This is a genomic window from Arthrobacter sp. UNCCL28 (assembly GCF_900102805.1).
Lineage (GTDB): Bacteria > Actinomycetota > Actinomycetes > Actinomycetales > Micrococcaceae > Arthrobacter > Arthrobacter nicotinovorans_A.
The window spans coordinates 745,929-766,267 of the sequence record NZ_FMWE01000003.1 but is presented as its reverse complement, the minus strand read 5'-3'; the positions used below and the strand labels follow the sequence as shown (position 1 = coordinate 766,267).

Sequence of the window (20,339 nt, the reverse complement as noted above, 5' to 3'; positions counted from 1 at the left end):
GTGCGGCCGCCGGCACTGTGCCGGCGGCCGGCCATCATCTTTGGAGGTTGCGTGCCTGAGCGAGAACCACCCGCATGGATATGGCTCAAGGAAAGAGTGGCGCGCCTCAGGCAGCCCACAGCGCCGGCTCCAGTGGCTGACGTGCCGCTGGCTGCCGTCGTCAAGACTGCAGTCGTCACTGACTCCGCCGCTGCCCTGCCGCCGGACTGGGTATCGGCCTTTACCGCTGACGGACGCCTTGCAGTGGTTCCCATGCCGGTCATGGTGGGCAACGAAATTTACGGTGAGGGCGAGGACGACATCACCCAAACCCTGTCCTTGGCTCTCGCCTCGGGCGCCTCGGTCAAGACGTCGCGGCCATCACCCGGGCAGTTTGAACAGGCCTACCTTGCAGCCCAGCGCCGCGGTTTTGCATCCGTGGTGTCCATTCACATCTCCTCCGAACTCTCCGGAACCGCCGATGCCGCCCGCCTGGCTGCAGCCCGTGTCGGCATTCCCGTTGAGGTGGTGGATTCCCGAACCGTGGGTATGGCGCAGGGCATGGGGGTCCAGAGCGCGGTGGTTGCCGCAGCTGATGGGCAGGAATCAGGGGAAGTCCGAGGGTTCGCCGAGCGGCGCATGGAGCGCACCAAGGTCTATTTCTACGTTCCCAGCCTTGAACAGTTGCGCCGTGGAGGCCGAATCGGTGCCGCTGCATCTCTTTTCGGTACGGTTCTGGCGATCAAACCTATATTGGCGGTCGACGGCGGCAAGATCGTTCCGTTGGAAAAGGTCCGTTCCGCTGTGCGCGCCATTGCCCGGTTGGAAGAGATCGTTGCTGCGGATGTCGCATCACGTCCGGCTGGGCAGCAACGCCTGGCAGTTCACCACTTTGGCAATCAGGTGGAGGCCGAAGCCCTGGCTGCAAGGCTCAATGAGAAATGTCCCACGTGCCCGCCGCCCCAGATCAGTGCCCTTCCGGCTGTACTGGCTGCGCATGCGGGCTTGGGCGTTCTGGCGGTCATTGTGGGGGAGAGCAGCACGCCGTCGGACTGATTCGTCCCTCTTATCCACATAGCGCCTTTGGCCCCGGCAGTCATCGGATTGCCGGCAATAGGCTCGTTGTATGCCACGCCGGAACCGGGATGCGTCCCCAGATGCCGCAGCCCAGGCAGCACGGCAGCGCTTTACTTCCCGAATGGCGGGCGGCAGTCCAAGTTCTCCCTTGTTGGAACTGCCAGGCACTGATCTGCTTTTTTCCGCTCGTGAAGAGGAAGAGCAGGACGCCTCGGTTCGCGGTCCCCGCCTTCGGTGGCGGACACCCTGGCGAGTGGCCGTACTCCTGGCCATCGTAGGGGCAGGGCTCATTGCGTGGTCTATATGGCAGTCGTCAATGGACCGGCCATCATCAGAACCGCTGGATCCTTCTGCATCTGTTGGCCCTGCTGTTCCGGATTCCTCAGAACCAACGCAGTCAGCAGCCACAGAGCCCCGGGGGAGTCTCCTTGTTCATGTCGCGGGAGCCGTCAATAAGCCCGGTGTCGTTTCGTTGCCGCTCGGTAGCCGCGTCTTCCAAGCCATAGATGCCGCCGGGGGTGCAACTCCCGAGGCTGAACTTTCCGGGCTGAACCTTGCCGAGGTTCTCAGCGATGGAGTTAAGGTGGTTGTTCCCGTGGCGGGGGAGGCCCCGAATGCTGCCCCCTCCCCGCTTGAAGGCAGCGGTGCCGCTACCGGCAACTCGAGCGGCAGTACAACCAAGGTCAATATCAACACAGCCACCTTGGAGGAATTGGGGACTTTGCCTCGGGTGGGTCCAGTAACTGCCCAGCGAATTCTCGACTGGAGGAAAGAGCACGGAGCCTTCGCGTCGGTGGACGAACTGGACGCCATAGATGGGATCGGACCCAAGCTCATGGAGTCACTGAAGGAGCTGGTGACGGTGCAGGGTGGCTGAGTCTGCCGGAGGTCCGGAAACGGGAAAACGCCTGGACCTGAGGCTGGTGCCGGTGGCGGTGATGACCTGGTCAGCTGCGCTGATGGGTTGCTTCAGTGATGCAGTCTGGTCTGTTGTGTTGGCGGGTGCCCTGGGCTTGCTGGGAGGGGTGCTCCTGGTTGTGGGACATCGACAAAGGCCTTCCGGACTAAGGCCCAGAACGCTGTTTGCCACACTCGCCCTCGCATGTGTGCTTGGCGCCGCTGTTGCGGTTCATTGTGCCGTCATTGCAGGCAACCGTGAGAAGGGACCACTGGCCCCGGCAATGGCAGCCGATGACGGGATCGTCATCCACATACTCATTACGGGCAGCCCCGCGCCGGCGCCTGCACCGGGGCATTCCAGTGACGGCAGGTGGACGGTTGATGCGAGCCTGATAGATCTCACGTCCAACGGGAGGGTGGTGCGTGGAACTGCCGACATCGTTGTGACGGGTGGTGCTGCCTGGCAGAATGTGCGGGCGGGGCAGAGCGTCAGAACAACCGGAACGCTGAAGCAGGTGCGGGAGGGGCAACCAGAAGCAGCGCTTCTCAGCGCGTCCTCTGCTCCTGTCGTGACGGACTCCGGGTTCGATGCCAGGCAAACTGCGGCCGACGTCAGGAAACGGTTTGTCTCCGCTGCTGACTGGCTGCCTCCGGATGCGGCGGGCTTGCTTCCCGGGATGGTGACAGGCGACACCAGCGCCTTGCCGGAAAGCCTGGAAACGGCCATGCAGACCACGGGAATGACGCACCTAACGGCCGTTTCGGGAGCCAACTGTTCTCTTATCCTAGGTGGCTTCATTTTGTTGGCGCGGTGTTTTCGGCTTCCACGCCCGGCAGCCGGGATCTTTGCAGCATGCGGCCTCTTTGCCTTTGTCATGATGGTGGGGCCGGATCCAAGCGTCTTACGGGCCGCAGTCATGGGGGCGGTGGGATTGGCTGCTTTGACGGGTGGTCTGCGTGGACGCTCCTTGACTTTCCTCTGCCTCGCCACAACCATCCTGCTACTGCTGGACCCAGCAATGGCCGCCAACGTGGGGTTTCTGCTCTCGATCCTGGCGACACTCGGAATTGTGCTGCTTGCGGCACGCATCGCGTCGTGGATCCCTGACTGGGTACCACGGTGGTTGGCTGCCGGCATTGCCGTGCCGTTGTCTGCGCAGCTGCTGTGCGGCCCCGTGATCGTGGCTCTTCAACCACAGTTCACAACGTTCGCGCTGATTGCCAATGTCGTGGCCGGTCCTTTGGTAGCGCCGGTAACAATCTTCGGTACGATCGCCGTGGCTCTGGCCACTGCACTGCCCTGGCTCGCGGTGGTGCCCATCGCTGTCGCCGGGACCTGCGCTGGGATGGTTGCGGGAGTGGCGCGGCTCTTTTCCGGATTACCCGGAGCTGCTCTGGCCTGGGCCGAGGGGCCCGTTGGGATAGCGGCAATGGTGCTCTCCTCGGTGGTGACACTCCTGGCCGTCTGGATGGCGCTGCACCCTGCAGATGTGAAGCGTCGCGTCATGGGACTGCACGGGGTTGTTGCAACGCGACTCGATGCTCTGTTGGCAACCCGGGAGCAGGGCACTACCAAACATGGCAGACTTGAATCCTGCAAAGAAACGTCCGGAAGGAACCACCTGTGGCTGCTGCCCAAAACACCCGGGCCAAGAGCGTCGCGGCGAACACCGTCAGTTGGCGGGATGCGGCACCGGCCGCCGTCGTCCTGATCATGGGACCGGAAGATTATCTCGGTATCCGGGCCATCGACGCCATCCGGACCCAGGTGCGAAGCACCACCCCTGACGTCGAGCTCAGTCGGCTGAACGCAGCCTCCTACGAGGCCGGTTCCCTGGCGATGACCGTCACGCCGTCCCTTTTCGGTGAGGGCAAGCTGATTGAGGTCGAGGGCCTCGAGTCCATGAATGACGCCTTCCTCGCGGACGGGCTGGCCTATCTCCAGCATCCGGACCAGGACGTCGTCCTCGTGTTGCGTCATGCCGGAGGGGTGCGCGGCAAAAAGTTGCTCGATGCCGTGAAGTCCGCCGGCTGGCCCGTCATCGATTGCCAGCCGCTGAAGAAGGACTCGGACAAGACAGCATTCGTCGTCTCGGAGTTCAGGGCTGGAGGCCGCCGCATTGAGGGCGAAGCTGTCCAGGCGCTGGTGAACGCTGTGGGCGCCAACCTTTCCGAGCTGGCAGCGGCGTGCAACCAGTTGATCGCCGATGCCACTACCGCTGTGACGGCGGAGACCGTGGAACGCTACTACGGCGGCAGGGTCGAAGCAACGGCATTCAAAGTTGCGGATGCTGCGATGGCCGGTAATGGACCGGTGGCACTGTCCACCCTGAGGCATGCCCTTGCCACGGGGGTGGACCCGGTTCCCTTGGTTGCAGCGCTGGCGGCCAAGCTGAGGACGTTGGCAAAAGTTGCGGGGGCCAATGGTTCGCCAGCGACCATAGCAAAAAATTTGGGAATGCAGCCTTGGCTTGTTGAGCAGGCACAGCGGGACGTCCGGCGGTGGACCCCAGAGGGTCTGATCCGCTCCATCCAGGTCATCGCGGAAGCGGACGCACAGGTGAAGGGCGAGTCGCGGGACCCCGTGTACGCCGTGGAACACGCCGTGACGGTGATTGCGACCTCGGCAAGTCGCCGCTGAGGACCGGCATGCATTGAAGCCCGGCCGTTTCCACGGCAGGTTAAACCCAAAGGCCGGCACCCGATGGGTGCCGGCCTTTTGATCAGCTCAGTCGAACTGTAAAACCTTAGAGTGCGTTGACCTTCTTGGAGATCGCCGACTTGCGGTTTGCAGCGTTGTTCTTGTGAATAACGCCCTTGCTGACAGCCTTGTCCAGCTTGCGGCTGGCAGCAGCAAGTGCAGTTCCAGCAGCATCCTTGTCAGCAGACTCAACGGCAGTGCTTACGGCGCGGATGGCCGTCTTCAGCTCGGACTTGACTGCGTTGTTACGCAGGCGTGCCTTCTCGTTGGTGAGGATGCGCTTCTTCTGGGACTTGATATTAGCCACGTATGAACTCTCTTTTTAATGCGGAAATGGTCTAGAGGGTTTTCAGGTTGGCCATCGACTGAGCGGCGTGGGGATACCTATGGCAGCCAACCATGTGGGGCCGTCGACCTGCACGGACACACAGCTATAAAGGATAGCAGAAAGTTGCACTCAACACAGAACCGCGGGTCAAGTCCAGCTATTGTCGCGCCTGGAGGGCCCGGGCAACCTCCCGGAACCGGGACTTCCCCAGGATGGCCCCTTCGCGCCGGATCGCACCGGGATCCAGCCTGATGACGCGCGCAACGTTGATCTCGCTCGGCCTCCCTTGCCGGTCCCAAGGGCCGGTTCCTATGTCGACGTAGTCGTCCGAACGCGCGCCTTTATCGTGGTCCTTGGACGTCAGCATCAGGCCCAGGAGCCACTCCTTGTCCCGCCCCACCAAAAGGACGGGACGGTCTTTGCCTTGGGTGTGGTCCTCTTCGTAGGGAACCCAGCTCCACACAATCTCACCGGGGTCTGGCCGGCCATCGGGTTTGGGGGAGTAGCTGACCTTGAGCGAACCGCGGAAGTCGCCGGGATAGGCGCTTTGCCGATGTACGACGTCGGTCCGCAGGGCCTTCGTCCTGCCGGCACCTGGGGGAGTGGCTGCTTTAGTGCTGTTGCCGCCGAGGGCCCTGAATGATCGCAGGAGAAGTTTGCCCAAAGGGCGCAAGTCGAAAGCCATGTGACCACGCTACAGCGGCGTGCTGCCAAGGCCGGGCATGCAATGTACGGCGAAGCCCTGGTTCATGGGAGACTAGAGGATCAGATGCGTGGCGTGTTCCGGCTGGCCTATGCCCGGTTCCAGGAATTGCCGCGTGAGTGTCGACAGTAAGGATCCTGCGTGTCTCCCATGGCCCGCACCGCACCGGTGCCCGCCGCAACAGATCCGGCCATCATCCGGAACTTCTGCATCATTGCCCACATTGACCACGGTAAGTCCACCCTGGCCGACCGCATGCTGCAGTACACCGGCGTCGTTAAGCAACGCGACATGAAGGCCCAGTATCTGGACCGCATGGATATCGAACGTGAACGCGGCATCACCATCAAGTCCCAGGCTGTCCGCATGCCGTGGGAACTTGATGGCAACAGCTACGCCCTGAACATGATTGATACCCCCGGCCACGTCGACTTCACCTATGAGGTTTCCCGCTCGCTCGCCGCTTGTGAAGGCGCAGTGCTGCTGGTGGATGCTGCCCAGGGCATTGAGGCCCAGACCCTTGCCAACCTGTACCTGGCAATGGAAAACAACCTCACCATCATTCCCGTGCTGAACAAGATCGACCTTCCGGCTGCCCAGCCTGAGAAGTACGCGGCAGAACTTGCCAATCTCATAGGCGGAGACCCTGAGGACGTCCTCAAGGTCTCGGGTAAGACCGGCGTAGGCGTTGAGGCCCTTCTGGATAAGATTGTCCGCGATCTTCCTGCTCCCGTGGGCGATCCCGATGCTCCGGCCCGCGCCATGATTTTCGACTCCGTTTATGACACCTACCGCGGCGTGGTCACCTACGTCCGCGTGGTGGACGGCATGCTCCACCCGCGTGAGCGCATCCAGATGATGTCAACCAGGGCCACGCACGAGCTCCTGGAAATTGGCGTTAGCTCCCCGGAGCCCACTCCGTCAAAGGGCCTTGGCGTCGGTGAAGTCGGTTACCTGATCACCGGTGTGAAGGATGTCCGGCAGTCCAAGGTTGGAGATACCGTCACCAATCTGGCCAAGCCGGCGTCAGAGTCACTCAGCGGTTACGCTGACGCAAAGCCGATGGTCTTCTCCGGCCTCTATCCACTGGATGGAACCGACTACCCCGTGCTTCGCGACGCCCTTGAAAAGCTGATGCTCAACGATGCCGCTCTGGTCTACGAGCCCGAGACGTCCGCGGCACTGGGCTTCGGATTCCGCGTGGGGTTCCTCGGCTTGCTGCACCTGGAAATTACCCGTGAGCGCCTTGAGCGTGAATACAACCTGGACCTTATCTCCACAGCTCCCAACGTGGAGTACGAGGTGACCCTGGAAGACAAAAAGGTCATCCACGTCACCAACCCCAGTGAGTACCCCACGGGCAAGATCTCCGAGGTTCGCGAGCCGATGGTTTCGGCCACCATCCTGGCACCCAACGAGTTTGTAGGGTCCATCATGGAACTGTGCCAGAGCCGCCGCGGCCAGATGCGCGGCATGGACTACCTCTCCGAGGACCGCGTGGAGCTCCGATACTGGATTCCGTTGGCCGAGATTGTGTTCGACTTCTTCGACCTCCTGAAGTCCAAGACCCGCGGCTACGCCTCGCTGGATTGGAAAGCCGACGGCGAACAGGTTGCAGACCTCGTCAAGGTGGACATCCTGCTGCAGGGTGAACAAGTCGATGCCTTCAGCGCCATCACCCACCGAGACAAGGCTTACGCCTACGGTGTGATGATGACCGGCAAGCTCCGTGAGCTCATCCCACGGCAGCAGTTCGAGGTTCCCATCCAGGCGGCCATCGGATCGCGCATTATTGCCCGCGAGAGCATCCGGGCCATCCGCAAGGACGTTCTTGCCAAGTGCTACGGCGGTGACATCACCCGTAAGCGCAAACTTCTGGAAAAGCAGAAGGAAGGCAAGAAGCGCATGAAGATGGTGGGTCGCGTCGAGGTGCCCCAGGAGGCATTCATCGCAGCGCTGACCACCGACGAGTCCAAGGACAAGGCCAAGAAGTAGATGCCCAGCGTCCTACCTTTGGGCGATCCGGCACCTGCGGACGGACTTCTTCCGCCGCAGGTGCTGGCCGGCGTCGAGCACCGAAAGTTCGGGCTCTACGTCCATATCCCGTTTTGCGCCGTTCGATGCGGCTACTGTGACTTCAACACCTACACGGCCACCGAGCTCGGTGGTGGGGCCTCGCAGGATGCCTACGCTTCAACAGCAGTGTCCGAGCTTGACTTCGCGGCCGTTGCGCTGGAGTCATCAGGGTTGCCAAGGCGCCCAATGAGTACCGTTTTCTTTGGCGGGGGCACGCCCACGCTCCTCCCTGCCGAAGACCTCGCCCTGATTCTGCGCTCCGCGGTCAACCACTGGGGGCTTGAGCCCGGAGCCGAGGTAACCACCGAAGCCAATCCCGACTCGGTGACCCCTGAGTCCTTGAAAGTGCTGGCCGATGCCGGCTTCACCCGGGTCTCCTTCGGCATGCAGTCAGCGGTACCGCACGTGCTGAAGGTCCTTGACCGCACGCACAGCCCCAGCCGGGTGCCGCTGGTGGTCCAGTGGGCCCGAGAGGCCGGGCTCGCAGTGAGTCTGGACCTCATTTACGGTACGCCGGGGGAGTCCATGGAGGACTGGCGGTTGTCCCTCGAGACGGCTCTTTCCTATCAGCCCGATCACATCAGTGCCTACGCATTGATCGTCGAAGACGGCACCAAACTCGCGGCCCAGATCCGCCGCGGTGAGGTACCCGGAATCGACGACGACGATCACGCGGCCAAATACGAGTTGGCCGATGAATTGATTTCCAAAGCCGGCCTGGACTGGTACGAGGTCAGCAACTGGTCCCGGACTCCGGAGCAGGCATGCAGGCACAACCTGGCCTACTGGCGCGGTGACGACTGGTGGGGCGTCGGCCCTGGAGCGCACTCCCACGTTGGGGGTGTCCGCTGGTGGAACGTGAAGCATCCTTCGGCGTATGCCGGACGTTTGGGCAACGGAAGCTCGCCGGCAGCGGGCCGGGAAACACTGGATGCCGAAACCCGGGAAGTCGAACGGATCATGCTCGAAGCCCGACTTGGCACAGGGTTGTCAGTAGATGCCCTGGACGCGGTGGGGCGCCATGCAATGGCCGGGCTGATCGCCGACGGACTGGTGGATCCCGTGCAGGCCTTCAAGGGCCGCCTGATCCTTACGCTGAAGGGCCGCCTCTTGGCGGACGCCGTGGTCCGCAGGATTCTTCCCGACTGATGCCTGGTTGCCCAGCTGATGCCTGTTTGCCCGGCTGACGCTTTCGCACCCGGCCAGCTCCTGGCCGGGCAGCGGCGTGGTGGGTTACTTAACCCAGCGCAGGTTGATCTTGTAGCGGTGCGGTTGGCCATGGTTGACCCTGATTCCGGCCGAGACTGAGAAGCAGGTCAAGGCTACCCAGATGCCGGTGGCGATCACGGCGAAGATGTTGCCCACCACCGGCAGCAGCACCAGGATGTTCGCCACAACGGCGGCGATGGTTGGAGGCAGGGTGAAGTTCAACGCTTCCTTGGATTCCTGCGCCGTGAACGGTCCGCGGTCGCGGAAGATCAGGTAGATCAGCAGCGAGGGCAGGCAACCCAGAATGCCGCCGAAGTGTGCCAAAGTAGCCCACTGCCTGTCCTCGCTGGCAGTCAAAGGCAGCGCGTTTGCAGGCGCGCCATGGTACTGGGGCTGGCCTGCGGCGCTGCCCGGTTCTTCAGGAGCGTTCTCTGCCACGGTGTGTTCCCTTTACTGTAAAGATGCTGCGGTGTTGCTGTCCCAGAATACCGGCCCCGACCAGCTTCACGGGACAAACGCCTCGATGACACGTTACTTGCTGCTGCTTTGGGGGCAACGTCACGGAACAGTGAGGAAGTCGATGACTTCCTCCACCCGGCCCAGTAGTGACGCTTCAAGATCGGCGTAGCTTCGGACGGCGCCAAGGAGTCGCTGCCAGCCGAGGCCCACGTCCTCAGCGCTCTCGTGGGGCCAGCCGAACGCAGAGAGAATCCCGGTCTTCCAGTCAGTCCCGCGGGGCACTGACGGCCAGGCCTCAATGCCCAGCACTTTGGGTCTGATGGCCTGCCAGACATCGATGTAGGGGTGTCCAACAATGAGGACGTTGCCTGCTGCTCCGGGAACCGCCATGGCGTCCGCGGCGATCCGTGATTCCTTGGAACCGTCCACAAGGTGGTCCACCAGGATGCCGAGGCGTCGACCGGGGCCGGGGTTGAATGCGGAGATCGCAGACTTGAGGTCATCCACACCGTGCAAGGGCTCCACCACTATGCCCTCTACCCGGAGATCGTCACCCCAGACCTTCTCGACGAGTTCGGCGTCGTGCTTGCCTTCCACCCAGATACGGCTGGCTTTGGCCACCTGTGCCCGGTGTCCCTGAACCCGTACCGAACCCGAAGCAGTGCGCCCGTTACTGACAGCCGACGGCGCTTGGCGCGGAGCCGGGGGCATCAACCGGATCGGTTGCCCCTCAAGCAGGAAGCCGAAACCAAGCTGGAAAGACTTGGTCTTGCCCCGCCTGTCTTCAAGGGCCACGATGTGCGTGCCGCCGGTTTTTTCGACGCGGGTGACTTCGCCCACCCATCCCGACTGGACGTCCTCAAGGACCATCCCGCGCTGGACTGCTACTTCCGGCAGCTGACGTTTGGCAGGAGCTGACAGGTCCTGGGGACCCCACGTGTCGAATGCCAAGGAATTCCTACCTTTTTGCTGGGTTAATTTCTGTGCCGCGTTGTTTTGTATCGGGCTGGACCGGGAAAGTTCAATGCTAGCAACGGGGTGGCTCATACTAGACTGGTTAGCACTTGGGCATGTTGAGTGCTAAGTGGACCCGGCCCCGGTGGCCATGGCAGTTGTCAGGAGGTGGAGCAATGAGTGAGCCGCGCAAATTGGAAGTACTGCGTGCCATCGTTGAAGATTACGTACATTCGCGGGAGCCTGTGGGATCAAAGGCCCTTGTGGAAAGGCATCATCTTGGTGTTTCAAGCGCCACCATCCGCAATGACATGGCAGTTCTTGAAGAAGAAGGCCTCATAGCAGCGCCCCATACCAGTGCCGGCCGCATTCCAACCGACAAGGGCTATCGACTGTTCGTCGATCGCATCTCCCAGGTCAAGCCCCTCTCAGCGGCCGAGCGGAGAGCCATCCATTCGTTGCTTGAAGGCCCTGATGATGTCGACGACATCCTGGAGCGTACAGTCAGGCTCCTGTCGCAACTGACCAACCAGGTCGCCGTCGTGCAGTATCCCCACTCGAACCGCGCCCTGGTGCGGCACGTAGAGTTTGTGTTGTTGGCCCCCCAACAGGTGTTGGTGGTGTTGATTGCCGATACCGGCAGCGTCGGCCAGAAGGTCATTGAAACCGGTTCGGCCGTGGGCGACGACGCTTTGATGCAACTGAGGTCGCGCTTCCTGGGAAGCATCGCCGGAACGCAATTGGCCCTGTTGCCGCAAGTCCTGCCGTCGGTGGTTGCCCTGTGCCCGCCGGAGCTTCGGGGACTGGCCCAAACGTTGGCGAACGGGCTGCAGGCCCTCAGTGACAACAGCCGCGAAGAACGTATCCTCATGGCCGGTACAGCCAACCTCGCCAGGTCCAATGTGGACTTCCCGTTGAGTATCGGTCCGGTGCTTGAAGCCCTCGAGGAACAAGTTGTGATGCTCCGGTTGTTGTCGGATATGGGAGATGATCCACGCGGCGTCACCGTGAGCATCGGCCGGGAGAATCCCTACGACGGACTGGCGGAAGCATCCGTGGTGGCCACCGGTTACGGATCCGGTGCAAAAGTGGGCATCCTGGGCCCGACCCGCATGGATTACCCAACCACCATGGCCGCAGTCCGGGCCGTGGCCCGTTACCTTTCACGCATTCTCGGCGGCTGAACGCCGGTCCGAAGAAACATCCGCAGTACAACAAGGAAGAGAAACCGACTTTGAGCAGCCACTATGACGTTTTGGGAGTCTCGCCGGAAGCCACCGGGGAAGAGATCAAAAAGGCGTACCGCAAGTTGGCGCGGAAACTCCACCCGGACGTAAACCCGGGAGAGGATGTCGCGGAACAGTTCAAGGCCGTGACCCATGCTTATGAGGTCCTGTCCGATCCCCAGAAGCGCCGCGTCTACGATGCCACCGGCAACGAGAATGGAACGGACAACGGCTATGGTGGCGGTTACGCCGGCCAGGGCTTCGCGTTCCAGGACATCTTTGACACCTTCTTTGGGGGCGGCGGTGGTCATGGCGGGCCTGCCTCCCGTGTCCGACGCGGCCAGGACGCACTCATCAGCGTCCGGATTGACCTTAAGGACGCCGTTTTTGGCGTCAACAAGAAGCTGGAAGTGGACACGGCCGTAACCTGTCCCACCTGTGACGGCAGTTGCTGCCGCCCCGGCACCCACCCGGAACGCTGCGACATTTGTGGCGGCAGTGGTCAGGTCCAGCGGGCCGTCCGCTCCATCCTTGGCCAGGTCATGACCGCAGCTCCTTGCGGATCCTGTGAGGGCTTCGGCACGGTCATCAAGGACCCGTGCAACGAGTGCAACGGACAGGGCCGTATCCGCAGCCGCCGCTCCCTGACCATCAAGGTTCCCGCCGGTGTTGCCACCGGCACGCGTATCCAGTTGTCCGGCCAAGGTGAAGCCGGCCCCGCGGGTGGGCCCTCCGGCGACCTCTACGTGGAGATCCGCGTCAACAACGATTCCATGTTCATGCGCGAAGGTGACGACCTCCACGCCACCCTCAGCGTGCCTATGACGGCGGCGGCCTTGGGCACTGAGTTGCAGCTCGAAACGTTCGACGGCGCGCAGGACATCGACGTCAAGGCCGGAACCCAGTCGGGCGAGATCATCACCCTGCGGGGCCTGGGTGTGACGCACCTGCGGGGATACGGACGCGGCGACCTCAAGGTACACCTCCATGTCGAAACACCCAGCAAGCTGGATCCTGCCCAGGAGGAGCTTTTGCAGCAGCTCGCGAAACTTCGCGGGGAGCAGTTCACCGAAGGCAAGCTCGTGGCCAGCGGCGGCATGTTCGCCAAGCTTCGGGACAAGCTCGGTAACCTGTAGCGGTGAGCAACCCCGTCTTCTTCACCTCCGCCGGGAGCCTTGACGACGTACGCCCGGGAGGCACCTTCGTGCTGGAAGGTCCGGAGGCGCGGCACGCCGTCACGGTCAAACGCCTTGGGGTGGGAGAACCCGTTGACATAGCCGACGGATCCGGCGCGAGGCTGACCGGTGTGGTGGCCGAGGCCGGTCCCGCGGGCCTGACAGTCACCGCCTCGGACGTAGTCTTCGAAGACAGGCCGGACATCCGTTTGGTGCTGGTCCAGGCTTTGGCCAAAGGCGATCGCGACGAACTGGCCATCGAGACGGCTACGGAACTCGGAATAGATGCTGTGCTTCCGTGGCAGTCAGAACGTTCCATTGTTCGATGGAAGGCCGACCGTGCTGCAAAAGCCCATGCTAAGTGGGAGTCCGTGGTGGCGGCTGCGGCCAAGCAAGCACGGCGGGCATGGATCCCTGAAGTAAGGACCATGGTGGACACCGGGTCCTTGGCCAAAGCCGTTGCCGCCAGCGACCTCGCCATCATTTTGCACGAAGACGCCAAGAACCCGTTGCGGACCGTCCTTGAGGCCTGGGCGGCCTCTGGTGCTGCCGTCCCCAGGGAAGTGCTCTTGATCGTCGGGCCTGAGGGGGGAATCTCACCGCGGGAAGTAACGCGGCTCAGTGACGCCGGTGCTGTGACCGCGCTCTTGGGACATCACGTCTTGAGGTCTTCGACGGCGGGACCGGCCGCCGTCGTTCTTGCGAGCGACATCCTGGGCCGCTGGTAGCCGGACGGACCTGAACAGCTATCCGACCCTGAACAGCCGGGTGTCCGTGCTTGTCGCGATGGCGTTGCCGGCATTGTCCACTTGGGAAACGCGTACCTCGTACTGACCCGCCTTCAACGTGGCGCCGAAGGTGAACAGGCCATATTGCCCGGGTTCGCCAGTGGCTTGCGTTTGGCCGGTGAGCAGGCTGGTCTTCTCACCCTTGCCGTTGTCCTGCAGGACCTGCCAGGAGATCGGTTTGGAGCTGTCAGTGCTCCGCCCGTTGAACTTGACCAATCCGGTGGGCAGGGTGGTGTCTTCCTGGGGATCGATGATCCACAGCGGTGCCACCAAGGATGCGTCACGGGTCATGGGCTCGCCCAGCTGGACTTGACCGAACGCCATGTAGTCCTTGTGGCCGTCCACCAGGACGACCACCTGGATCTGTTGGCCCGAATTGATCAGCCCTGACGATGACGCTGCAGCGGTCGCGGTGTACACGAGTTGTTGCACGGCCCGCTGGGCCATTCCGGCGTCCAGGTTCGAGTTGAAGGCATCGCGGGAAATATCGACTGTGATGACGTTTTTTCCCGAGATGGAAGTCGCCAGGCTGGAGGGCTCCTGCCACGGTGTGAAGAAGTCATGATCCAAGGGCTTTTCCGCCATCATGATCTTCAGCGCCGTTGTCACAGGATTTCCATCGCCCGTAATGTCCCTGAACTCGCGGTAGAGGTAGACCTCTTCCTTGCTCCGTCCAATCCAGTAGACCGGAATCTTGGTGGACGCCTGGGTGGTTTCCAGCGGTGCGTTGCTGGCCGGGGCATCCTGAACGGTCAGCGGAGGGGGAGTGGGGGTGGCCTGGGAGCCGCCGCCGTTGGCGATGCAACCTGTCAGGAGGAGGACGGCAAGCATTGCAGGCACGGCAACGGCGGATTTGGTCCGCTTGTTGGTGCCTGGTGCGTTGCTGGCTGTTTTCCTGATGGGTTTCCTGTCCTGCCTTGCATGGTTTTTTGCAGCCGTCTTTGGCTGGGTTGCGGGGATCTGATTCCACCCGCTATGCCAGCTTGGCACATCGTCGACGGCGGTCAGCCGGGTTTGAGGGGGGAGAAGGCCAACTGAAACATGATTGATACCGGCTTGATGCCGAGTTGAGACAATCTGTCCGCCTCCTCCCTGGGTGCCGGATGTGGCCGGGGAGACAGGTTCGCCCGGGGCCGGGCTGGCGTAGGATTGAAGAGATTCCGGCATCAAAGCGTTCTGCGAGAGTCCGCAGCGAATGTCGAATCGATGGTGTTAGTAAGGACCAACCGGAGGAGAAAAGGCCTGAGGGCCAACACTATGAGTGAATCTTTGAACGGGCGGCTCAGGACCGGCAACGGCAACCAGCAGCCCAACGAGTTCCCGCACACTTTACCGGGCACGCGCACGGAAGTCGTCACGTTCGACAACTCCGACCAGATGGTTCACTCGCTGGGCAGCCACGACGAAGCCCTGAGGTTCATTGAGGAACAGTTCCAGGACGTCAATTTCCATGTTCGTGGCAACGAGCTCTCCATGACCGGTCCCTCCACGGTGATTCCCCGTATCATGCGCCTCCTTGAGGAAGTGCGCGGGTTGGTGGCGAAGGGGACTGTGGTGACCCCCGATATTCTCCAACAGTTGGTGTCCCTGTTGAGGACCCAGTCTGTGCAGAATCCCGCCGATGTTTTGACGCACAACATTCTCTCCAGCCGGGGCAAGACTATCCGTCCCAAGACGCTGAACCAGAAGAACTACGTGGATGCGATCGATGCCAACACGGTGATTTTCGGCATCGGCCCGGCCGGCACGGGCAAGACCTACCTTGCCATGGCCAAGGCTGTGCAGGCGCTCCAGATGAAGGAAGTCAGCAGGATCATCCTGACGCGCCCGGCCGTAGAGGCCGGGGAGCGCCTCGGATTCCTGCCAGGTACGTTGAGCGACAAGATCGATCCGTACCTTCGCCCGCTCTATGACGCCCTCCACGACATGATGGATCCCGAATCCATCCCCAGGCTGATGGCTGCCGGCACCATCGAGGTGGCACCTTTGGCGTACATGCGTGGACGCACCCTTAATGACGCCTTCATCATTCTTGATGAAGCGCAGAACACCACACCCGAACAGATGAAGATGTTCCTGACCCGTCTGGGTTTCGGTTCGAAGATGGTGGTCACCGGGGATGTCACCCAGATCGACCTTCCGCTGGGATCGACGTCGGGCCTTCGGATTGTGCGGGAGATCCTGACCGGCATAGACGACGTCAACTTCTCCATCCTGGAGGCGGCCGACGTCGTTCGCCACCGCCTCGTGGCCGACATCGTCTCCGCCTACAGCACCTGGGATGACGCGCACCGCAAGGACGCACCAGCCAACCATTACAAACGTGGAGAACGTCAATGAGTATTGAAGTCAACAACGAGTCCGGTGTGGCGGTGGACGAAGCCCAGCTGGTGACGTTGTCCCGCTTCATCTTCGAAAGGCTCTACATCCATCCGCAGGCCGAGCTTTCCATTCTCCTGGTCGATGAGCCTGCCATGGAGAAGCTCCACATCGAGCTGATGGATGAGCCTGGTGCCACTGACGTTCTGTCGGTGCCCATGGACGAACTGACCCCCGGAACTCCGGATAAGCCCACTCCGCAGGGAATGCTGGGGGACATTGCCATCTGTCCCCAGGTGGCCGAAGTCCAGGCACGCAACGCCGGCCACCCCACGCAGGATGAGATGCTGCTCCTGACCACGCATGGCATCCTTCACCTCCTTGGCTTCGACCACGCCGAACCTGAGGAAAAAGAAGAAATGTTCGGTTTGCAGCGGGAACTGCTGTCTGAATTCCTGGGCAAGGATGCCCCCATGGAGACCATGCAGTGACCTGGATCATCCTGGTCGGCATGGCGCTGGTTTTCCTCAGCTTTGTCGCCCTGCTGACAGCCGCCGAGGCTGCTTTCAATTTCCTGCCCCGGCATGAAGCCGAGCAATCAATAGTCCGCAGCAAGGGCAAAGCCCTCAGCGGGATACTGAAGGCCCCCATTGCCCATATGCGCGCCCTGCGTTTCTGGCGGGTGTGGTTCGAAATGGCTGCTGCCGTAGCCGTGGCTGTCGTGCTGCACAGCCTGCTGGACAACGTCTGGCTTGCAGGGCTCGCAGCCACCGGCATCATGGCCGTGATTGGCTTTGTGTTGGTCGGGGTGTCGCCACGGCAACTCGGCAGGGCACATTCCGGCCCGGTGGTCCGGTTCACTGCACCACTGATCCGTTTCCTCTGCTGGATTCTCGGACCCATCCCCGGCTGGCTCGTGGCTTTGGGCCAGGCAGTAGCTCCCGGCGCCCCCAGCGGCGACGACGCATTCGTCAGCGAAGAAGAGTTCCGCGAATTCGTGGACCGCGCCGCCGAGTCGGACATGATCGAGGACAATGAGGCCGAACTCATCCATTCCGTCTTTGATTTCGGTGACACGTTGGTACGTTCCGTCATGGTTCCCCGCACCGATATCGTCAGCATCGGCACGGGCTCGGACCTGGAGACGGCCATGGGCCTCTTTCTGCGGTCCGGGTATTCCAGGATTCCCGTCATCGGTGAAAATACGGACCAAATCCGTGGAATCCTCTATCTGAAGGACGTGGCAGCGGCCATGTACCGGGGCGAGCCCGGGCTGCAAGCGCACGACGTCGACTCGCTCGCCAGGGACGTCCGGTACGTCCCCGAGTCAAAGCTCGTCAGTGACCTCCTCCGCGAATTGCAGCAGGAATCAACCCACGTGGCGATCGTGATCGATGAGTACGGTGGTACCGCCGGCCTGGTGACCCTTGAAGACCTCATCGAGGAAATCGTGGGCGAGATCGTGGACGAATACGATGCTGCCGCGGAAGAAGCGGTGGACCTTGGCGATGGAACATTCCGGGTCAGCGCCCGCATGAGCATCGATGACCTCGGCGAATTGTTCGACATCGATCTCGACGACGACGAGGTTGACACCGTGGGCGGACTCCTCGCCAAGGCCTTGGGGCAGGTCCCGATTGTGGGCAGTTCCGTTGATGTGGATGGAATATCGCTCAGGGCCGATAGGCTTGAGGGTCGCCGAAACAGGGTCAGCCACATCATTGCGGCAGCCATGCCAAAGGAAGACACTGACTTTGAAGACCTACTCGATGACGCCGACTCAACGCAACAGGGAGTTCCACGTGAGCAAGCAAAATAAGATGTTCGATGCCGATAGTGACTTCGGTGGCTTCCACGCAGGCTTCTCTGTGCTGGTGGGCCGGCCGAACGCGGGCAAGTCGACTTTGACCAACGCCTTGGTCGGCCAGAAGGTGGCCATTACCTCGGCCAAACCGCAGACCACCCGGCATACGATCCGTGGCATCGTCCACCGCGACGATGCGCAGCTGATCCTGGTGGACACCCCTGGGCTGCACAGGCCCCGCACATTGCTGGGTAAGCGCCTCAACGAACTCGTGGCTGACACGTTGGCCGAAGTGGACGCCATCGGATTCTGCCTGCCGGCCAACGAGAAAATCGGTCCCGGCGACAAATACATCGCAGCTCAGCTGGCTGCTGTGGGCAGGAAGCCGATCGTTGCCCTGGTGACCAAAACCGACCTTGTAGACCGTCAGGCATTGACGGAGCAGCTGCTCGCAGTCGCTGCCCTGGGACGGGACGTCCTGGGCGAGCAGGGCTGGGCCGACATTGTGCCCGTTTCCGCTGCGGACGGCTTCCAAGTGTCCACAGTCGCGGACGTCTTGATCAGCCACATGCCGTCGTCGCCACCGCTGTACCCGGATGGTGAACTGACGGACGAACCCGAGGCCGTCATGATTGCCGAACTTATCCGGGAGGCCGCCCTGGAAGGTGTCCGGGACGAACTTCCCCATTCCCTGGCCGTGGTGGTCGAAGAGATCGTTCCGCGTGAGGGCCGCACCGAAGACAACCCCCTCCTGGATGTTCGGGTCAACCTCTATGTTGAGCGACCCTCGCAGAAGGCCATCATCATTGGTAAGGGTGGAAGCCGGCTCCGTGAAGTTGGAACCAACGCCCGCAAGGGCATTGAGACCCTTCTTGGCACGCGGATCTATCTGGATCTTCACGTAAAGGTGGCCAAGGACTGGCAGCGCGACCCCAAGCAATTGGTCAAACTGGGGTTCTAGGGGCAGGGACACGCCCCGGCATCATGGAGACGCGATAAGGAACTTCCCAGACTCGGCAACTATGATTGCGGGAATCCACGTGTTTGAGGAAAGGTAAACCGAATAGTGCGACGTCGTGACGCCCGCCCGCAGGGCACCGGCACCGCTGACTCCATTGCGGGTCGCCATGGAGAGGATGCCGAAGGCACTCCCCGCCACATGAGGCCCCGCAAGGGCCTTCCGTTGTGGCTGAAGATCGTCACCGGCGTAGTCTCAGTGGCTCTGGTTGCAGGTGTTGCCTTTGCCGCATTTTGGTTCATCCGGTTGCAGAGCAATATCACCAAGGCTCCGCTCAGTGCAGGTGAAACCCGCGACAGCGGGGATGCCCTTGCCAACGACAAATCCGATCGCCTGCAAATCCTTATCCTCGGTTCCGATACCCGTGACGGGAAGAACTCGGAGTACGGAAGCACGGAAGACTCCACCGGCTACGGCCATTCGGACGTCATGATGATGCTGGATATTTCAGCAGACAACAAGCGTGTCAGCGTCATGAGCTTCCCGCGTGACTTGCTGGTGGACGTGCCCCAGTGCACGGACCGGACCAACAACCAGACGTTCCCCGCCCGTAGCGGCGTGATGATCAACGAGGCCATGGCGGAAGCGGGTATTGGTTGCGCCGTTGACACGGTGAACAAACTGACCGGCCTGGAAATCGACCACTTCATGATGGCTGACTTCAATGCCGTCAAGGAGTTGTCCCACGCTGTTGGCGGTGTCAATGTCTGCGTCAGTGACCCCGTATTTGATCCGGACTCACGCCTTCGCTTGCCGAAGGGTGATTCCTTGGTCGAAGGCGAACAGGCCCTGGCCTTCCTTCGGACCCGCCACGCTTTCGGCGATGGTGGCGATCTTGGGCGCATCAAGGGACAGCAGGCCTTCCTTTCATCCTTGACGAGGAAGCTTAAGGGCGAAGGAACGCTGGGCAACCCGCAGCGACTCCTGCAGATCGCCGACGTCGTCACCCAGAACCTCACCGTTGATGAGGGCCTCGCGTCGGTGCCTTCGTTGCTGACCATTGGCGGACGACTGAAGGACATCGATGTGTCCAAAGTTGCCTTCGTTGCCGTACCCACCCAGGCCGCAGCAGTGGATCCAAACAGGCTTGAGCTTGTTGAGCCACAGGCTTCGCAGTTGTTTGCAGCCTTGCGTGCCGACCTTGACCTGACTACACCCGGTGCGACGTCGTCTCCTGCCGCCACTGAAACTCCCGGAGCGCAGCCCACAGCCTCTACCCCCGCGGCCCCCGCCTATGACAAGGCCATCCAACCTGTGGCGGTCGCCAACGGCAGCGGCGTTGCTGCACGTGCCCAGGAGATCATGGCCGTACTGACGGGCAATGGCTTCACCCAGGCTGTGTCCTATCTTGCAAACCCCGTGGACCAGACCGTGGTCTACTACGGAGCCGGCTTCGCGGACGTCGCCGCGGACGTGGCCGCGCTGTACGGCATTCCAGCTGCCCAGGTTCAGGAAGCGCCCGGCGTAGCAGGGGTACAGCTCTATGTCGGAACCGACTTCGGAACAGGCACCGCCTATGGAGCAACCTCGGTGCCCCCGGACGTGGTCAACCAGACCGCCAGCGACGCAGTCTGCCAAGAAGTCAATCCGCTGTACATCGACCAATAGGGCGGCACCAACGCC

Annotated in this window: 19 protein-coding genes; 14 read left to right on the top strand and 5 right to left on the bottom strand. The window is 61.9% G+C overall.

The window, feature by feature from the left end; all coding sequences use genetic code 11:
• The 4 genes from BLQ01_RS12035 (at nt 1) to holA (ending at nt 4,597) form a co-directional block, all read left to right on the top strand.
• Nucleotides 1–1,035: a DegV family protein gene (locus BLQ01_RS12035; RefSeq protein ID WP_043432214.1), complete on the top strand. Its 1,035-nt coding sequence runs from the start codon at nt 1–3 to the stop codon at nt 1,033–1,035.
• 337 nt (nt 1,036–1,372) lie between these two features.
• A complete protein-coding gene (locus BLQ01_RS12030; protein WP_254779391.1) occupies nt 1,373–1,933 on the top strand; it encodes a helix-hairpin-helix domain-containing protein in 561 nt (186 codons plus the stop codon).
• Entirely contained in the window at nt 1,926–3,668 is a 1,743-nt protein-coding gene (locus BLQ01_RS12025; RefSeq protein WP_254779389.1) for a ComEC/Rec2 family competence protein, read from the top strand. Before BLQ01_RS12030 ends, BLQ01_RS12025 begins: the two co-directional genes overlap by 8 nt.
• Entirely contained in the window at nt 3,581–4,597 is a 1,017-nt protein-coding gene (holA, locus tag BLQ01_RS12020; RefSeq protein ID WP_091551889.1) for a DNA polymerase III subunit delta, read from the top strand. Before BLQ01_RS12025 ends, holA begins: the two co-directional genes overlap by 88 nt.
• A 106-nt stretch (nt 4,598–4,703) precedes the next feature.
• Here holA and rpsT read toward each other — a convergent pair whose 3' ends face one another.
• Together rpsT and BLQ01_RS12010 are read right to left on the bottom strand one after the other, a co-directional pair.
• Nucleotides 4,704–4,964 carry a 30S ribosomal protein S20 gene (gene rpsT, locus BLQ01_RS12015; protein WP_026540782.1) on the bottom strand — a complete coding sequence of 87 codons (261 nt, stop codon included), beginning with the start codon at nt 4,962–4,964 and terminating at the stop codon, nt 4,704–4,706.
• A 178-nt stretch (nt 4,965–5,142) separates the two neighbouring features.
• On the bottom strand, nt 5,143–5,670 hold the full coding sequence (locus BLQ01_RS12010; protein WP_091551887.1) for a type II toxin-antitoxin system PemK/MazF family toxin: 528 nt from the start codon (nt 5,668–5,670) through the stop codon (nt 5,143–5,145).
• 159 nt (nt 5,671–5,829) lie between these two features.
• Between BLQ01_RS12010 and lepA the strand changes: the two genes are divergently transcribed.
• Entirely contained in the window at nt 5,830–7,683 is a 1,854-nt protein-coding gene (gene lepA / locus BLQ01_RS12005; protein WP_026540780.1) for a translation elongation factor 4, read from the top strand.
• A complete protein-coding gene (gene hemW / locus BLQ01_RS12000; RefSeq protein WP_091551886.1) occupies nt 7,684–8,913 on the top strand; it encodes a radical SAM family heme chaperone HemW in 1,230 nt (409 codons plus the stop codon).
• A gap of 84 nt (nt 8,914–8,997) precedes the next feature.
• On the opposite strand, the gene BLQ01_RS11995 is transcribed toward hemW, so the two are convergent.
• Both BLQ01_RS11995 and BLQ01_RS11990 read right to left on the bottom strand, forming a co-directional pair.
• A complete protein-coding gene (locus BLQ01_RS11995) occupies nt 8,998–9,411 on the bottom strand; it encodes a DUF4870 domain-containing protein (RefSeq protein ID WP_026540778.1) in 414 nt (137 codons plus the stop codon).
• A 120-nt stretch (nt 9,412–9,531) separates the two neighbouring features.
• Complete coding sequence (locus BLQ01_RS11990) at nt 9,532–10,383, bottom strand: DUF3097 domain-containing protein (protein WP_091551884.1); 852 nt, start codon at nt 10,381–10,383, stop codon at nt 9,532–9,534.
• A gap of 179 nt (nt 10,384–10,562) precedes the next feature.
• Between BLQ01_RS11990 and hrcA the strand changes: the two genes are divergently transcribed.
• Genes hrcA through BLQ01_RS11975 form a run of 3 tightly spaced genes read left to right on the top strand, consistent with a single transcriptional unit; the run spans nt 10,563 to nt 13,515 of the window.
• On the top strand, nt 10,563–11,570 hold the full coding sequence (gene hrcA / locus BLQ01_RS11985; protein WP_026540776.1) for a heat-inducible transcriptional repressor HrcA: 1,008 nt from the start codon (nt 10,563–10,565) through the stop codon (nt 11,568–11,570).
• Nucleotides 11,571–11,620: 50 nt separating this feature from the next.
• A complete protein-coding gene (dnaJ, locus tag BLQ01_RS11980; RefSeq protein ID WP_026540775.1) occupies nt 11,621–12,748 on the top strand; it encodes a molecular chaperone DnaJ in 1,128 nt (375 codons plus the stop codon).
• Between the two features lie 2 nt (nt 12,749–12,750).
• The gene (locus BLQ01_RS11975) at nt 12,751–13,515 is read left to right on the top strand and encodes a 16S rRNA (uracil(1498)-N(3))-methyltransferase (RefSeq protein ID WP_026546864.1); all 765 of its coding nucleotides are present in this window, start codon (nt 12,751–12,753) and stop codon (nt 13,513–13,515) included.
• Nucleotides 13,516–13,533: 18 nt separating this feature from the next.
• Here BLQ01_RS11975 and BLQ01_RS11970 read toward each other — a convergent pair whose 3' ends face one another.
• Entirely contained in the window at nt 13,534–14,406 is an 873-nt protein-coding gene (locus BLQ01_RS11970; protein ID WP_091552007.1) for a GerMN domain-containing protein, read from the bottom strand.
• A 426-nt stretch (nt 14,407–14,832) separates the two neighbouring features.
• On the opposite strand from BLQ01_RS11970, the gene BLQ01_RS11965 reads away from it, so the two are divergent.
• From BLQ01_RS11965 to BLQ01_RS11945, 5 genes are all read left to right on the top strand, one after another.
• Nucleotides 14,833–15,915, top strand: a complete 1,083-nt coding sequence (locus BLQ01_RS11965) for a PhoH family protein (protein WP_035760675.1) — start codon at nt 14,833–14,835, stop codon at nt 15,913–15,915.
• A complete protein-coding gene (gene ybeY / locus BLQ01_RS11960; protein ID WP_089595199.1) occupies nt 15,912–16,385 on the top strand; it encodes an rRNA maturation RNase YbeY in 474 nt (157 codons plus the stop codon). Before BLQ01_RS11965 ends, ybeY begins: the two co-directional genes overlap by 4 nt.
• Nucleotides 16,382–17,713 carry a hemolysin family protein gene (locus tag BLQ01_RS11955; RefSeq protein ID WP_026540770.1) on the top strand — a complete coding sequence of 444 codons (1,332 nt, stop codon included), beginning with the start codon at nt 16,382–16,384 and terminating at the stop codon, nt 17,711–17,713. The genes ybeY and BLQ01_RS11955 overlap by 4 nt, the downstream gene beginning before the upstream one ends.
• Nucleotides 17,697–18,659: a GTPase Era gene (era, locus tag BLQ01_RS11950; protein ID WP_026540769.1), complete on the top strand. Its 963-nt coding sequence runs from the start codon at nt 17,697–17,699 to the stop codon at nt 18,657–18,659. The genes BLQ01_RS11955 and era overlap by 17 nt, the downstream gene beginning before the upstream one ends.
• Nucleotides 18,660–18,764: 105 nt before the next feature.
• Entirely contained in the window at nt 18,765–20,324 is a 1,560-nt protein-coding gene (locus BLQ01_RS11945) for an LCP family protein (protein ID WP_026540768.1), read from the top strand.
• Nucleotides 20,325–20,339: the final 15 nt, after the last annotated feature.